This window comes from Burkholderia sp. RF7-non_BP4, from assembly GCF_001521935.1.
GTDB classification, from domain to species: Bacteria; Pseudomonadota; Gammaproteobacteria; order Burkholderiales; family Burkholderiaceae; genus Burkholderia; species Burkholderia diffusa.
This window is the reverse complement of record NZ_LOTA01000040.1, coordinates 58,284-72,400: the sequence shown is the minus strand read 5'-3', so window position 1 is coordinate 72,400 and position 14,117 is coordinate 58,284. Positions and strand designations below refer to the sequence as shown.

Below are 14,117 nucleotides of genomic sequence, written 5' to 3'. Positions count from 1 at the left end.
CGGTTCGAACCAGCGTCGACTGGCGCCGCGGTCCGGTTGCTGCCTGATCAGCAGAGTGTTCAGTGTTTTGCGCCGCACGGGAAACATCGATTTCTGATAACGAAAGCCGGATTGCTGCGCAGGATGCAACGGCGCGGAAGCGCGCTGTCGCGACAGCGGATTCGACGTCATCGCGTTCGATGCAATGGCGTCCGGTCGCGGCGATCCGCCGAATGGCGGGCGCGAAACTGCTGATCGAGCAGCAGCGCATCAGCAACGCTGTTTCCATCGGTTCATCTCGCTATGGAATATCGATGCGATGCGGCTGGCGAAACGCTTTCCATGGCTGGTTATTTGGTCGCTAAAGCCATGCCCGATGGGCGATCGAATGAAACTTCGTGGTGCAGATGATCTGCGCGAACGTGCATCCGTCGACAATGGCACGCTCCTTGCGAACCCGACCTGCATTCGCGCGCGCTTGTCGCCGCCGCGTAGCCCGTCTTTCGTTTTTTTCCTTCGATCAGGACCTCTCATGAGCATTCACGAACCAACGGCCGACGGCGTCAAATTCGCATACTGGGTGCCGAACGTCAGCGGCGGCCTCGTCGTCAGCACGATCGAGCAGCGTACCGACTGGAGCCTCGAGTACAACCAGAAGCTCGCGCGCACGGCCGAGGCGGCCGGCTTCGACTACGCGCTGAGCCAGATCCGCTTCACGGCCGGCTATGGCGCCGAATACCAGCACGAGTCGGTCTCGTTCAGCCAGGCGCTGCTGCATGCGACGACGAAACTGAAGGTGCTCGCCGCGATCCTGCCGGGGCCGTGGCATCCGGCGGTGGTCGCGAAGCAGCTCGCGACGATCGACCACATTTCCAACGGACGCATCGCGATCAACGTCGTCAGCGGCTGGTTCAAGGGCGAATTCACATCGATCGGCGAGCCGTGGCTCGAGCACGACGAACGCTATCGGCGCTCGAAGGAATTCATCCAGGCTCTGAAGGGCATCTGGACGCAGGACAATTTCACGTTCAAGGGCGACTTCTACCGCTTCAACGATTACACGCTGAGCCCGAAGCCTGTTCAGAAACCGCACCCGGAGATCTTCCAGGGCGGAAGTTCGCGCGCGGCGCGCGACAACGCGGCGAGCGTGTCGGACTGGTACTTCACGAACGGCAATACGCCGGAGAACCTGAAGGCGCAGATCGACGACATCCGCGCGAAGGCCGCCGCGAACGACCATCGCGTGCGGATCGGCGTCAACGCGTTCGTGATCGCGCGCGACACCGAGGAAGAGGCGCGGGCCGTGCTCGACGACATCGTCCGGCACGCACACGTCGAGGCCGTGCATGCGTTCGGCGATGCGGTGAAGGAGGCCGGCAAGGCGTCACCGGAAGGCGAGGGCAACTGGGCGAAATCCACGTTCGAGGATCTCGTGCAGTACAACGACGGTTTCCGCACGAACCTGATCGGCACGCCGCAACAGATCGCCGAGCGGATCGTCGCGCTGAAGGCGATCGGCGTCGATCTCGTGCTCGCCGGGTTCCTGCATTTCATCGAGGAAGTCGAGTATTTCGGCAAGCGCGTGCTGCCGCTCGTGCGCGAGCTCGAAGCGCAGCAGCAGGCGGTTGCCGCGTGATGCGCGCCGGTGTGCAGGACGTGGCGATCGCGTGAACGTCACGGCCGGCGCCGCGTGCCGCCGGCCGTCGACGATCGCCGCGTCACGACGAACGGCGCGGGCCGGGCGTGAATTCATCCGATCCGCGTCCTGCCGCCCGCGTCACGCCGCACCCGCCATTCTCGACGCCTCGACGAGCATCTGCACGCCGAGGCCGCCGAGCACCGCGCCCATCGCCCATCGCTGCGCGAGCAGCAGCGCCGGACGCCCATGCAGGAACTTCGCGATGCCGCTCGAGCAGATCGCGACCAGCCCGTTCGCCGACGCGAACGCCGCGATCAGCAACGAACCGAGAAAGAGCGACTGGCCGAACACGCTGCCTTGCCGGTAATCGATGAACTGCGGCAGCAGCGACACGAACAGCATCGCGAGCTTCGGATTCAGCACGCTGGTCGTCGCGCCCATCGCGAGCAGCCGCAGCGGCTGCTCGTTCGGCAATGTCTTCACCTCGAACGGCGACCGGCCGCCCGGCCGGACCGCCTGCCACGCGAGGTAGAGCAGATACGCGGCGCCCACGACGCCGAGCACGGTGCCCGCGTACGGCACGCTCAGGAACAGCGTCGTGATCCCGAACGCGGCGCCGAACATGTAGAACAGATAGCCCACCATCACGCCCGCCAACGAAATCAGCCCGGCGGTGCGCCCCTGCGCGATCGAGCGCGACATCACGTAGACCATGTTCGGCCCCGGCGTGATCGCGAGCATGCCGCCGATGACCAGGAATCCGTAGAGCGAACCGGAGGTATGCATGGTTGCTGCTTCCCGCGATGAATGTCGATGGCATTCATTGTCCGGCGATGGAGGCGGCCAGTAAAACGGGATAAACTGAATCGATTGATCAGATTTTCTGAATACCATGAAAAAGCTCGATCTCGATGTGCTGGCAATGGTGGTGGCGGTGACGGAATCCGGCTCGTTCGCGCAGGGCGCGCAAGCGGTGCACCGGTCGCCGTCGGCGGTGAGCATGCAGATCAAGGCGCTGGAGGATGCGCTCGGCAAGCCGCTGTTCATTCGCGACACGCGCAACGTCACGGCCACCGACGACGGCCGCATGCTCGCGGAATACGGCCGCCGGATGCTGGCGATGCGCGACGAGGCGTGGGCGTCGGTCGTGCGCCCGGAGATCCGCGGGCGCGTGACGATCGGCGTGCCGGACGATTACATCTCGTCGCTGCTGCCCCAGGTGCTCGGCAAGTTCGCCGCGATGCATCCGCGCGTCGAAGTGCGCGTGATCGGCCAGCCGAGCAGCGCGCTCGTGCCGATGCTGAAGGACAACACCGTCGACCTTGCCTGTCTCACGCGCATCAAGGGCGTGACCGGCGAACTGGTGCGGCGCGAGCCGATCGTATGGACGGGCTCGGCAAAACGGAACGTGTGGGAAGAGCGGCCGCTGCCGGTCGCGTTCTTCACGCACGGCGGCAGCATGGCGCGCGATCACGCGATCAAGGCGCTGAACCGGCAGAAGATTCCGTTCCGGATGTCGTACGAGAGCCCGAGCTTCCTCGGCTTGCTCAGCATGGTCGAGGCCGGTCTCGCGGTCGCGCCGCTCGCGCGCTGCAGCATTCCCGCGCATCTGGTTCAACTGTCGCCGAACGAAGGGCTGCCGCCGCTCGACGCGCTCGACGTCGTGCTGGCGCGCAGCGCGCAGTCGGCGCGCCCGCCGTGCGATTACCTCGCCGAACAGATTCTCAATGAATGGCGCGCGTGATCGCGCTGTCCGTCCGCTCGCGCGTCAGCACGATTTCAGCAGCCATTCCCGAAACGCCACCAGCGACGGCAGCGTGTCGTTTTCCGGCGGATACACGAGGTAGTAGCTGCGCTGGCTGGTGATCGCGTCGCCGATCGACACCAGTTCGTTGCGGCTCAGCTCGTCCTCCACCAGCACCTTCGGCACGAGGCCGATCCCCATCCCGGCCCGCACGGCCTGGATCAGGTGCGACGTCAGCTCGAAACTGGGGCCGATCCGCATCTCGCGATGATCGAGCCCGAAATGCGAGAACCATTCGGCCCACGCGTGCTGATTGCTCGTCACGCCCAACAGCGTCTGCCCCACCGCCCACGCCGGCGCACGCGGGCCGGCCTTGCGGCGCCCGGCCGCCGCATCGGGGCTCGCGATCGCGATCAGGAACTCGTTGTACAGCCGGTGCGCGTGCAAGCCGGGCCAGTCGCCCGCGCCGACGGTGATGGCCGCGTCGAGGTCGTCGGTGTGGAAGTCGATGCCGCCGATCCGCGAATGCAGGTGCACGGTCACGCCCGGATGCGCGGCGTAGAAATCGTGCAGATGCGGCAGCAGCCATTTGGAGCCGAAGGTCGGCAAGGTCGCGAGCCGCAGCGTGCCGGCGCCGGCCTGATGCGACATCGCCTGCAGCGTCGCACCGCGGATGCGCCCGAGCGCGCCGCTCAGCTCGACGAAGTAGCGCCGTCCGACTTCCGTCAGCTTCACCGAGCGGCCCTCACGCCGGAACAGCGGCACGCCGAGCTGATCCTCGAGCGTCTGGACTTGCCGGCTGATCGCGCTCTGGCTCAGCGACAGCTCGTCGGCCGCGCGCGTGTAGCTTTCGTGGCGCGCGGCGGCCTCGAACACGAGCAGCAACGACATGGACGGGGTCAGGCGGCGGTAATTCATGAGTTTTATGCAAGTTTTGCCGGGGGAGAATTCGTTTGTTTCTCGCGATGATTCGCAAGATACTGGATTTCCGCGTTGCGGGGAATCTTGCTCAAAACTCATGTTTCCGAGCGAAGCCACGCGCCGCTCCATCCACACTGCGCTTTCATCCCATGTCGATCGCTTCGTTGCCCCGTCCCGTCAGCCCGCCCGAGGGCCGTTATCGCGACTTTCTCGCCGCCCTCCAGGCGGCCGGATTCGCCGGTGAAATCCGCGCGGACCATGCGAACCGGACCGTACAGGCGACCGACAACTCGATCTACCAGCGCCTGCCTCAGGCGGTGATCTGTCCCGCGCATGCGGACGACGTGCGGCTGCTCGCGCGCCTGCTCGCCGAACCCGCGCACCGCGACGTCGCCGTGGCGGCGCGCGGTGGCGGCACGGGCACCAACGGGCAGTCGCTGACCGACGGCGTGGTCGTCGATCTGTCGCGCAACATGAACCGGATCCTGGAAATCAACGCCGGCGAGCGCTGGGTGCGCGTGCAGGCGGGCGTCGTCAAGGACCAGCTCAACGCCGCGCTGAAGCCGCATGGCCTCTTTTTCGCGCCCGAGCTGTCGACGTCGAACCGCGCGACGGTCGGCGGAATGATCAACACCGATGCGAGCGGGCAGGGCAGTTGCACGTACGGCAAGACGCGCGACCACGTGCTGGCGCTCGACTTCGTGCTGATGGGCGGCGAGCAGCTGCACAGCGACGCGCTTGCCGATGACGAACTGGAACGCCGCTGCGCGCGGCAGGACCGCGTCGGCAAGGTGTATCGCACCGCGCGCCGCATCAGCGACGAAAAGGCCGCGCTGATCGACGCGAAGTTTCCGAAGCTCAATCGCTGCCTGACCGGCTACGATCTCGCGCACCTGCGCGAACCGGACGGCCGCTTCAACCTGAACAGCGTGCTGTGCGGCGCCGAAGGCTCGCTCGGTTTCGTCGTCGAGGCGAAGCTGAACGTGCTGCCGATCCCGAAGTATTCGGTGCTCGTCAACGTGCGCTACGCCGGCTTCATGGACGCGTTGCGCGATGCGCGTGCGCTGCTCGAGCTCAAGCCGCTGTCGATCGAGACGGTCGACTCGAAGGTGCTGATGCTCGCGATGAAGGATTTCGTGTGGAGCAGCGTGGCCGAGTATTTTCCGCAGGACGACGCGCGTCCGACGCTCGGCATCAACCTGATCGAATTCAGCGGCGACGATGCCGACGACGTCGATGCGCGCGTGCGCGCGTTCGTCGAGCATTTGCGCACCGACACGAGCGTCGAGCGGCTGGGCCACACGCTCGCGGCCGGCGACGATGCGGTGAAGCGCGTGTACGCGATGCGCAAGCGCGCGGTCGGCCTGCTCGGCAACGTGCAGGGCGAGGCGCGCCCGCAGCCGTTCGTCGAGGACACCGCGGTGCCGCCCGAGAATCTCGCCGCGTACATCGCCGAATTCCGCGCGCTGCTCGACGGCCACGGGCTGCAGTACGGGATGTTCGGCCACGTCGACGCGGGCGTGCTGCACGTGCGCCCGGCGCTCGACATGAAGGACCCGAAGCAAGCCGCGCTGGTGCGGCCGGTGTCGGACGCGGTGGCCGAACTCACGCAGCGCCATGGTGGCCTGTTATGGGGCGAACACGGCAAGGGCGTGCGCTCCGAATATGCGCCGGCGTTCTTCGGCGAGCTGTATCCGTCGCTGCAGCAACTGAAGGCCGCGTTCGATCCGCACAACCAGTTCAACCCGGGCAAGATCGCGACGCCGCTGGACAACACGCTGCGGCTGCTGAAGATCGACGAAGTGCCGACGCGCGGCGACCACGACCGGCAGATCGACGAGAGCGTGTGGCAGAGCTATGGCACGGCGATGCACTGCAATGGCAACGGCGCGTGCTACAACTTCGATCCGGACGACGCGATGTGCCCGTCGTGGAAGGCGACGCGCGAACGCGTGCAGTCGCCGAAGGGGCGCGCGTCGCTGATGCGCGAATGGTTGCGTCTGCAAGGACAGGCCGGCATCGACGTCGTCGCGGCGGCGCGCGCGCGACAGCCGTTCCTGCGCGGCCTCGTTGCGCGCTGGCGCAACAGCCGCGCCGCGCGCGACGGCGAAGCCGACTTCTCGCACGAGGTGTACGACGCGATGGCCGGCTGCCTTGCGTGCAAGTCGTGTGCGGGGCAGTGCCCGGTCAAGGTCAACGTGCCCGAGTTCCGCTCGCGTTTTCTCGAGCTGTATCACCAGCGCTACCTGCGGCCGCTGCGCGACTACCTGATCGGCTCGCTCGAATTCACGATGCCGTGGATGGCGCGCGTGCCCGCGCTGTACAACGGACTGATGCGTGCCGGCTGGGTGCGCACGCTGCTCGAGCGGCACGTCGGCATGGTCGACAGCCCGCTCCTGAGCCGCTTCGACCTCGCGGCCGTGATCCGGCAGTGGAACGTGCGGCCGGCCGATCCGCGGGCGCTCGCCGCGCTGGACGATGCGCAGCGCGCGCGCAGCGTCGTGATCGTTCAGGACACCTTCACGCGCTATTTCGACACCGAGCAACTGGCGACGCTGATCGAGCTGGCCGCGCGCATCGGCTTCCAGGTGTGGCTCGCGCCGCTCACGCCGAACGGCAAGGCGCTGCACGTGCAGGGCTTTCTCCGCGCGTTCGAGCAGGCGGCGATTCGCAACGCGACGCAACTGGCCGCGCTCGCGCGCTCGGGTGTCGCGCTCGTCGGCCTCGATCCGGCGATGACGCTCACATATCGGCAGGAATACCTGAAGGTGACGGGGCTCGCCGACGTGCCGAAGGTCGCGCTGCCGCAGGAGTGGCTGCTGCACGCGCTGCCGGAAGTCGCGGCGGGCGCGGGTTCGGGCGGCGTATCGGCGGCGTATCGGCTGCTGCCGCATTGCACCGAGAAGACCAACGCGCCGGACAGCGGCAAGCAGTGGGCGCAGGTATTCGCGCGTCGCGGGCTGCGCCTGGCGGTTCAGGCGGCCGGGTGCTGCGGGATGTCGGGGACGTACGGGCACGAGGCGCGCAACCTGCAGACGTCGCGGGCGATCTATGCGCAATCGTGGGCCGCGCATGTCGATGCGCCGGACGAGGCGGGCGAAGCGCTGGCGACCGGGTATTCGTGCCGCAGCCAGGTGAAGCGCATGTCCGCGCGGCAGCTGCGTCATCCGCTGCAGGCGCTGCTCGATCACGTGCGTGCGGCGGGGTGACGGGCGGTGGTGAGCGTGATGCGGCAGCGCACGCGCCGGATCGAGCGGCACGTGCAATGCCGCGACTGACGCCCTGCCTGGCTCAGGCGCCGGCTTTCGCGGTCTTCCGGGCGCGTTGCTTGCGCGCTGCCGGAAACGCGCCGACGCCGCGCGGCCGTTTCGGCTCGATGCCCGTTTTACCGATGACGTGCCGGAAATCGATCTCGTGCGCGGCGAGCGCGCCGATCAGGGTCGCGATGACCGCGAGGTGGGAAGGGACGGTGCCCTTGCTCGAATAGTTCGTGATGGAACTTTCGTTCATACGGATCAGGCGGGCGAATTCCCGAGCCGTCAACTGCGCTTTCTTCAACTCCTGTTGAAATTCCGCATACGCCATTGCACACATGTCGCTTCATCTCCGAAAAACTTGAATCGGCTCCGCGCGGCGCCGGCGCCGACGGATGGCGTTCCCGTCGTGCCGGCGTCGCGGGGCGTTACATCTTCACCTGGTCGAGGAAGGTCTTCTTGCCGCTCTTGTAGCCGTAGATCGAGATGATCCCGTGCGTCAGGTCGCCCTTCGCGTCGAACGTCGTCGTGCCGATCACGCCTTCATATTTCGTCGACGGCATCGCCGCGAGGATCTTCGACGGGTCGGTCGAGTTCGCGCGCTTCATCGCGTCGACCGCGATATAGACCGCGTCGTACGCGAACGGCGCGTCGAACTTGATGCCCTGGTTGAAGCGCTTCTGGTACTTGGCCAGGAACGCCGCGCCGCCCGGCATCTTCTCGAGCGCCGCGCCGGCCTGCGAGCACAGCACGTTGTCGGCCGCCGGGCCGGCCAGCTCGGCCAGCGAGTCGGTGCACACGCCGTCGCCGGACAGGATCTTCGCGCGCAGGCCGAGCTGCTTCGCCTGCTTCGCGAGCGGGCCGCCGGTGGCGTCCATGCCGCCGTACATGATCGCGTCCGGGTTCTCGCCCTTGACCTTCGTCAGAATCGCGCGGAAGTCGACGGCCTTGTCGTTGGTCGCATCGTGCGACAGCACCTTCAGGCCGAGCGCCTTCGCCTTCTTTTCGAATTCGTTCGCGAGGCCCTGGCCGTACGCGGTCGAATCGTCGATCACCGCCACGCTCTTCACGCCCTTCGACTGCGCGTAGCTCGCGAGTGCCGGACCTTGCTGCGCGTCGGTCGCGACCACGCGATAGGTCGTCTTGAAGCCCTGCTGCGTGTAGGTGGGGTTCGTGGCCGACGGCGAGATCTGCACGATGCCCGCGTCGCTGTAGATCTTCGACGCCGGAATCGACGTGCCCGAGTTCAGGTGGCCGATGACGGCGACGACCTTGTCGTCGACGAGCTTCTGCGCGACCTGCGTGGCCTGGCGCGGGTCGGCCGCGTCATCCTGCGCGTCGAGCTGCAACGTGATCTTCTTGCCGCCGATCGTCAGGCCCTTCGCATTGATTTCCTCGACCGCGAGGCGAGCACCGTTCTCGTTGTCCTTGCCGAGGTGCGAAATGCCGCCCGTCGTCGGTTCGACGCTGCCGATCTTCACGACCTGGTCGGCCATCGCGCCCGATGCGGCCGCGAATGCGGCGGCGGCCAGTGCGACGGTCATCAGGGGTTTGCAGCGCATGCCGACAATGCTTCGTTCCATCTGCCATCTCCGTTGATTGATATTTCTATTGCCGTCCGGTCAGCCGCGCGCCCTCGTGAGGCGATCGGCGAGCCGGACGAGTCTCCGTGACCCATGACGGGCTCGGCTCGCATGTCGCCGGGCCGTCGAGACCGGCGATTTCGTCTGACGACATGCAATTGGTATGAATATATCCGAACCCGTTTGCGCCCGCTTGCGCGAATTGCCCGGCCTTGCGCAAATGTGATGCGCTTGCGCGGCTTTTCGCGCAGATGTGGCTGTTTTGTACCGTCGAATGCTCCGATTATTCGACCGGACCGCCACCGATGACCATGGACAGTGCAACGCAATCAGTCGAGAACTGTTCGGTCGGTTTGTCTGCACACTTTCATCGTCACGCCGCAGCAAAGCCGCCATCCGATTGATGCAACTAACGGTCAAGTTCACCCGCGTCGATGAATTGGCGCGCGGTGTCGAACTGCATGGGTATTCAGTTTTGCAGCCGACGGGGCCCGGCTTGGCGGAACCGCGCCCCCGTCGTTCTTCGAGCAAGTCTTGCCGTCCGACGAAACCGCGCGCCTATGTCCGTCCGCGCAAGGCCACGAGTATCACGCCGGCAATTGCGAGCAGGCCACCGCACACCGTCTCGATGCCGGGGCGCTCGCCCGTCAGCGCCATCGACAATGCCGTCGCGACCGCCGGCGTCAGATAGAGGAAATTGGCGGCGCGCGCCGCGCCGAAGTGGCCGAGCGCGAAGGTCCACGTCGCGTAGCCCAGCGCGGCGGGAAAGACGCCAAGCACCAGGACGGCAAGCGCCGTGTCGCGCGAAGCCCCGCCGCCGAGCGACACGAGCGCGCCGGGCAGCCATGGCGTGAGCAGCACCGCACCCGCCAGCAGCGTATAGGCGGCGCAGGGCAGCGCGCCGTACACGGGAATCAGCCGCCGCTGCAACACGAAATAGCTGGCCGAACACAGTGCCGCGCCGAGAATCAGCGTGCTCCCGGAGCCGAGGACGAGACCGCTCGGCTGTCCGTGCGCGATCACGGCGATGCCGGCCAGGCTGACCAGCGAGCCGAGCCATCCCCAGCGATTGAAGCGTTCGCGCAGAAACACCGCGGCCAGCACCGCCGTGAAGATCGGCAGCGTGTTCACGATGAAGCTCGCGGCGCCGGCCGACACGGTCTGCTCGCCGGTATTGAGCAGCGCGTTGTAGAGCGCGATGCCGAGCAAGCCGCAGACGAGGAAGCGCAACGCGTCGCCCGTGGCCGGCAGTCGAGGCCGCCGCCACGCGAGCCATGCGATCACGAGCACGGCCGCGGTCGCGAAGCGTGCGGCCGCGAGCTGCAGCGGGGCCAGCCCGTGCAGGCCGATGCGGATGAACGGGAAGGCGGAGGCCCACGAGACGATCGTGAACACCACCGCGCCGGCCGCGACGAGCGGCAGTCGCGCACCGCGCGACGAGGAGGAAGGGAGCGTGTTCATGCGGCAATGGTGCGGCGTGGTCAGATGTTAAGCTAGCGCACAGATCAACATGCGGGTATGAATATGGCTCACAGCTCGGTGCGCATGCGGCGGCGTGTGGCGGACGCGCTGCCGGCCCTCGCGTCGGCACCCGGCCCGCGTCCGCCGCTGGCCAGTCTGGAGACCGTCTGCACGGTGGCGCGCCAGGGGTCGTTTCTGGCGGCCGCCGATGCCTCCGGTGTCACGCATGGCGCGATCAGCCGGCGCGTGGCGGCCGTCGAGAACTGGCTGGGCATGGCATTGTTCGAACGTCATGCGCGCGGCGTGCGGCTGACGCCGGACGGTCAGCGCTTCGTCGGCCGGATCGAACAGGCGTTCGCGATCATCGACGGCGCGGCCGATCAGTGGCGCTTGCCGCGCACGCCGCGACTGGTCAGGATGAGCGTGGTGCCGGCGTTCGCGCAGCTCTGGCTGCTCGAGCGCCAGCATGCGCTCGAGAGCGAGGCGCCCGCGTTGCGCATCGAGCTCGGCATCGAGCTTCGCAACGTGGATATCGCCGCCGGCGAAGCGGATCTGTCGATCCGTTACGGGCGCGGCAACTGGCGTCGGCTCGAGACGCGCGAGTTCATGCCGGAGACGCTTTATCCGGTCGCGCATCCGCGGCTCGCCGCGCAACTGGCCGCGCGGCGCCGTCGAAACGGCGACGCCGCGCTGCTCGAGATGCCGCTGTTGCACGACTCCGACGTGACGGGCTGGCGTACCTGGTTCGACGCGCTCGGCATTCCGTTCAAGCCGCGCGCGCAGGATCGCCGCTTCGAGGACTACAACCTGGTGCTCGCGGCGGCCGAAGCCGGGCTCGGCGTGGCCCTGGCGCGGATGCCGCTCGCCGATGCGTATCTCAAGCGCAGCGCGCTCGTGCGCGTGAGCCGGCATGAGGTCGAGTCGCTGCTGAGGTATCACTTCGTGCATGCGAAGGGCGAGAATCGTCCGGAAGTGCTCGCGCTGATGGAGCGGATGCGGGCGGCGCTGGGGTAGGCGACGGGAGCGTCGGGACCGGCGACACGACGTGCGTCGACGCCGCCGGTGCTCGACCGCGGCCATGGGATCGTCGACAATGCGACCGCGGAAAACCGCGAGATCCGAAGATGAACGAGAATCGACAGTTTTTGCAGACGTGCGGATGCAGAGGGAGAGAGTGAGTAATGAATAGACCAGACAAGTCGTCGAAAGCGCGTGCGGCGCTCGACCAGCTGTTTTCGGGCATGGCGCCCGCGGACGCGCAGCAGCGCGCGTCGCGTCCGGGCAATCCGTTCGAAGCGGCAGGCGACCCCGCCGGCGCCGACGGCCGCGTCGAAGTCACGTTGTCGACGAGAATCCAGTTGCGCGGCTATCCGGGCGCGGATGCGTTCATGAAGCGCATGGCCGAAGCGTGGGGCCTCGCGTGGGGCCCGTACGACGCCGTGCGGGCGACGGCGACGCTGCCGGCCGGCTGGCGCTCGCGCCGGCTTCCGGAAGTCACACAGATCGTCGATGAACGCGACGTGCTGCGCGCGGAAAGCAGCCTGCAGGGCGGCGAGATGTCGTATCTGAAAGTGCATCCGCGCTATTACATCGATGCGCGCAAGGGGTTCGGCTGGCGCAAGTCGTCGAAGGCGTCCGACGATCCGGATCTCGACGGCCCCGACTGGAACTGCTACGTGATGGATCGGGAAAAGTCCGTCGAAGTGCACGAGATGACGACGTCGTCGTCGAAGGCCGATCTGGACAACGCGCGTGCGACGTTGCTGAAATGGCTCGACGAGCACTACCCGAAGCATCGCGATCCGTTCGCGTACTGGACCGATTGCGAACGCCCGTTGTAAGGCGCGCACGGCGCGCCGTCGCCGCGGAGGGCAATTGAAGCAGACCGGTGCGGTCCCGATTCTCTGGGCAGCGTTCGGCGCGGCGTTCGGCTCGACCGTCGTCGAGCTGCTGCTCTGGCCGATCGCCGGAGAAGACGCCTTTCACAACCTGCTTCGAGACGCGCGCCTGACGGCCGCCCTCGTGATGGGGCGATCCGTGCTCGGTGCGTCAGCGGGCTTCGATCCGACGATCATGGGCGTGGCGACGCTGGTGCATGCCGCGCTGTCGCTTGCCTATGCGGCCGTGCTGGCGAGAATGGTCCGCAACCTGTCGCCGGGCGTCGCGCTGCTTGCGGGCGGCGCATTCGGATGCGTTCTCTACGGCATCAACCTGCATGTGTTCACCGCGGTGTTCCCGTGGTTCGCCGCAGTGCGCGGCGCGATCACGCTGGTCGCCCATGTGGCGTTCGGTGTCGTTGCGGCGGGCGTCTACTGCATCGTCCGGCGCTCGCCGCGCGCATGATCGCCGATGGTCCCTGCGTCGCGCATTCGCATCCCGACCCCTGGAATAATCCGGCACGCTACATCGTCTAATGATCGGGTGACTCGATACGAAGCCGCGCGTCGTTCGTGATGCCAAGGATCGAGTGGTCGGGGCAATCATGCGGGAGCCGATCATGTGCAACTTGTTTCGGGTCGGGATGGGCGTCGTTTGTCTCGGCTGTTCCATGTGCGTGCTTGCGCAAACGTACGACGACACGCCGGATGAGGGCGCCCGTTGTCGTGCGGTCGTCGTGCAAGCGGAAATCGACGGCACGGAACAGCAGATCGTCGGGCGCGCGTGCCGGCAAAGCGACGGCACCTGGCAGATGATGCAAAGCCAGGACGGCACCATCGTGTGGTACCCGGACACCGCTTATCCGTACGCCGACCCGTGGTACTGGGGGCCGGCGGTGTTCGTCGGCACGGGTGTCAGTTTCGTCTTCATCGACCGTTTCCATCATCGTCATCACTTCGATCACTTCGGTCACGTTGGTCACTTCGGTCACTTCGGTCACTTCGACGGGGGCATGCGTGGCCGCGTCGGCGTTCCGATGGGCAGCGGCTTTCATCGTGGTCCGACCTTTGTCGGCGGGGAGCACGGGTTCGGCGGGATGCGCCGGCACTAGACCTGCGCACACGACGCGGCGGCCGCACACCGCAATGTGCGTCCGGCCAACGGCATCACGCAGAAACTCGACGATGACATCCATCTGCTCGTCGATCCTGAGCTTCCATTGCCATGACGATGTCTTGCCATCCTTCTGAAAGCGCTCGAACCCACGTTCGGTGAGCTGGGCAGCCAGTGACGCGTAGCCGTCACGCTGGAAGCCTCGCACGCTGTCGAGACGCTGGAAGAAGCGTTTGCCCGCTACGGGCTGCCGGACATCGTGAACACCGATCAGGGCAGTCAGTTCACGACGGGCGCGTTCATCGATACCGTGCTGGGTCGACAGGTCCGGTTGTCGATGGACGGTAAAGGTGCCTGGCGCGACAACGTGTTCGTCGAGCGGGTCTGGCGCAGTATCAAGTACCAAGAAGTCTATTTGAAAGCGTACGAGTCGGTCAGCCACGCCCTGCTTCGCGACCGCATGCCAGGCTGACCGCTCGATTACCATTTTGTAATCGACGGCGTTCGCGCCCGCGCGGAGCGATTGCTCGTCGCTGTTTCCCGGT

13 protein-coding genes and 1 pseudogene are annotated in these 14,117 nt (G+C 66.6%); 9 read left to right on the top strand and 5 right to left on the bottom strand.

Translation table 11 applies throughout. From position 1 onward, the window contains the following. Positions 1-62 precede the first annotated feature (62 nt). Positions 63-344 (top strand): hypothetical protein, encoded by a 282-nt coding sequence (locus WS49_RS35060; protein ID WP_156441405.1) that lies wholly within the window; start codon positions 63-65, stop codon positions 342-344. A 167-nt stretch (positions 345-511) separates the two neighbouring features. Then, positions 512-1,615: a dimethylsulfone monooxygenase SfnG gene (gene sfnG / locus WS49_RS16965; RefSeq protein WP_059530747.1), complete on the top strand. Its 1,104-nt coding sequence runs from the start codon at positions 512-514 to the stop codon at positions 1,613-1,615. Positions 1,616-1,756: 141 nt separating this feature from the next. Here the strand turns inward: sfnG and WS49_RS16960 are convergent, their stop codons facing one another. Further along, complete coding sequence (locus tag WS49_RS16960; RefSeq protein ID WP_059530744.1) at positions 1,757-2,404, bottom strand: LysE family translocator; 648 nt, start codon at positions 2,402-2,404, stop codon at positions 1,757-1,759. Between the two features lie 106 nt (positions 2,405-2,510). Here WS49_RS16960 and WS49_RS16955 point away from each other — a divergent pair, with 106 nt between their 5' ends. Further along, positions 2,511-3,362 (top strand): LysR substrate-binding domain-containing protein, encoded by an 852-nt coding sequence (locus WS49_RS16955; RefSeq protein ID WP_059530741.1) that lies wholly within the window; start codon positions 2,511-2,513, stop codon positions 3,360-3,362. 24 nt (positions 3,363-3,386) lie between these two features. On the opposite strand, the gene WS49_RS16950 is transcribed toward WS49_RS16955, so the two are convergent. Continuing rightward, entirely contained in the window at positions 3,387-4,280 is an 894-nt protein-coding gene (locus WS49_RS16950; RefSeq protein WP_059530738.1) for a LysR substrate-binding domain-containing protein, read from the bottom strand. Between the two features lie 152 nt (positions 4,281-4,432). Here WS49_RS16950 and ydiJ point away from each other — a divergent pair, with 152 nt between their 5' ends. Further along, on the top strand, positions 4,433-7,492 hold the full coding sequence (gene ydiJ, locus WS49_RS16945) for a D-2-hydroxyglutarate dehydrogenase YdiJ (protein ID WP_059530735.1): 3,060 nt from the start codon (positions 4,433-4,435) through the stop codon (positions 7,490-7,492). Between the two features lie 82 nt (positions 7,493-7,574). On the opposite strand, the gene WS49_RS16940 is transcribed toward ydiJ, so the two are convergent. From WS49_RS16940 to WS49_RS16930, 3 genes are all read right to left on the bottom strand, one after another. Next, positions 7,575-7,877 (bottom strand): hypothetical protein, encoded by a 303-nt coding sequence (locus WS49_RS16940; RefSeq protein WP_059530732.1) that lies wholly within the window; start codon positions 7,875-7,877, stop codon positions 7,575-7,577. Between the two features lie 88 nt (positions 7,878-7,965). Beyond that, positions 7,966-9,120: a branched-chain amino acid ABC transporter substrate-binding protein gene (locus WS49_RS16935; protein ID WP_059530729.1), complete on the bottom strand. Its 1,155-nt coding sequence runs from the start codon at positions 9,118-9,120 to the stop codon at positions 7,966-7,968. Between the two features lie 558 nt (positions 9,121-9,678). Further along, positions 9,679-10,581 carry a DMT family transporter gene (locus tag WS49_RS16930; protein WP_059530726.1) on the bottom strand — a complete coding sequence of 301 codons (903 nt, stop codon included), beginning with the start codon at positions 10,579-10,581 and terminating at the stop codon, positions 9,679-9,681. Between the two features lie 57 nt (positions 10,582-10,638). Here WS49_RS16930 and WS49_RS16925 point away from each other — a divergent pair, with 57 nt between their 5' ends. From WS49_RS16925 to WS49_RS32825, 5 genes and pseudogenes are all read left to right on the top strand, one after another. After that, on the top strand, positions 10,639-11,595 hold the full coding sequence (locus WS49_RS16925; RefSeq protein ID WP_059530723.1) for a LysR substrate-binding domain-containing protein: 957 nt from the start codon (positions 10,639-10,641) through the stop codon (positions 11,593-11,595). Positions 11,596-11,762: 167 nt separating this feature from the next. Continuing rightward, positions 11,763-12,422, top strand: coding sequence for a hypothetical protein (locus WS49_RS16920; RefSeq protein WP_059530720.1), 660 nt, complete (start codon positions 11,763-11,765; stop codon positions 12,420-12,422). 34 nt (positions 12,423-12,456) lie between these two features. Further along, positions 12,457-12,924: a hypothetical protein gene (locus tag WS49_RS16915; RefSeq protein WP_059530718.1), complete on the top strand. Its 468-nt coding sequence runs from the start codon at positions 12,457-12,459 to the stop codon at positions 12,922-12,924. Between the two features lie 154 nt (positions 12,925-13,078). After that, positions 13,079-13,570: a hypothetical protein gene (locus tag WS49_RS36080; protein ID WP_059530894.1), complete on the top strand. Its 492-nt coding sequence runs from the start codon at positions 13,079-13,081 to the stop codon at positions 13,568-13,570. A gap of 180 nt (positions 13,571-13,750) precedes the next feature. Beyond that, positions 13,751-14,017, top strand: a pseudogene (locus tag WS49_RS32825) (IS3 family transposase); the annotation flags it as partial. Between the last annotated feature and the right edge of the window lie 100 nt (positions 14,018-14,117).

Excerpts from the sequence above, each read along its gene's own strand:
- sfnG (WP_059530747.1), top strand. The coding sequence starts at position 512 with ATGAGCATTCACGAACCAACGGCCGACGGCGTCAAATTCGCATACTGG.
- WS49_RS16960 (WP_059530744.1), bottom strand. The coding sequence starts at position 2,404 with ATGCATACCTCCGGTTCGCTCTACGGATTCCTGGTCATCGGCGGCATG.
- WS49_RS16955 (WP_059530741.1), top strand. The coding sequence starts at position 2,511 with ATGAAAAAGCTCGATCTCGATGTGCTGGCAATGGTGGTGGCGGTGACG.
- WS49_RS16950 (WP_059530738.1), bottom strand. The coding sequence starts at position 4,280 with ATGAATTACCGCCGCCTGACCCCGTCCATGTCGTTGCTGCTCGTGTTC.
- ydiJ (WP_059530735.1), top strand. The coding sequence starts at position 4,433 with ATGTCGATCGCTTCGTTGCCCCGTCCCGTCAGCCCGCCCGAGGGCCGT.
- WS49_RS16940 (WP_059530732.1), bottom strand. The coding sequence starts at position 7,877 with ATGTGTGCAATGGCGTATGCGGAATTTCAACAGGAGTTGAAGAAAGCG.
- WS49_RS16935 (WP_059530729.1), bottom strand. The coding sequence starts at position 9,120 with ATGGAACGAAGCATTGTCGGCATGCGCTGCAAACCCCTGATGACCGTC.
- WS49_RS16930 (WP_059530726.1), bottom strand. The coding sequence starts at position 10,581 with ATGAACACGCTCCCTTCCTCCTCGTCGCGCGGTGCGCGACTGCCGCTC.
- WS49_RS16925 (WP_059530723.1), top strand. The coding sequence starts at position 10,639 with ATGAATATGGCTCACAGCTCGGTGCGCATGCGGCGGCGTGTGGCGGAC.
- WS49_RS16920 (WP_059530720.1), top strand. The coding sequence starts at position 11,763 with ATGAATAGACCAGACAAGTCGTCGAAAGCGCGTGCGGCGCTCGACCAG.
- WS49_RS36080 (WP_059530894.1), top strand. The coding sequence starts at position 13,079 with ATGTGCAACTTGTTTCGGGTCGGGATGGGCGTCGTTTGTCTCGGCTGT.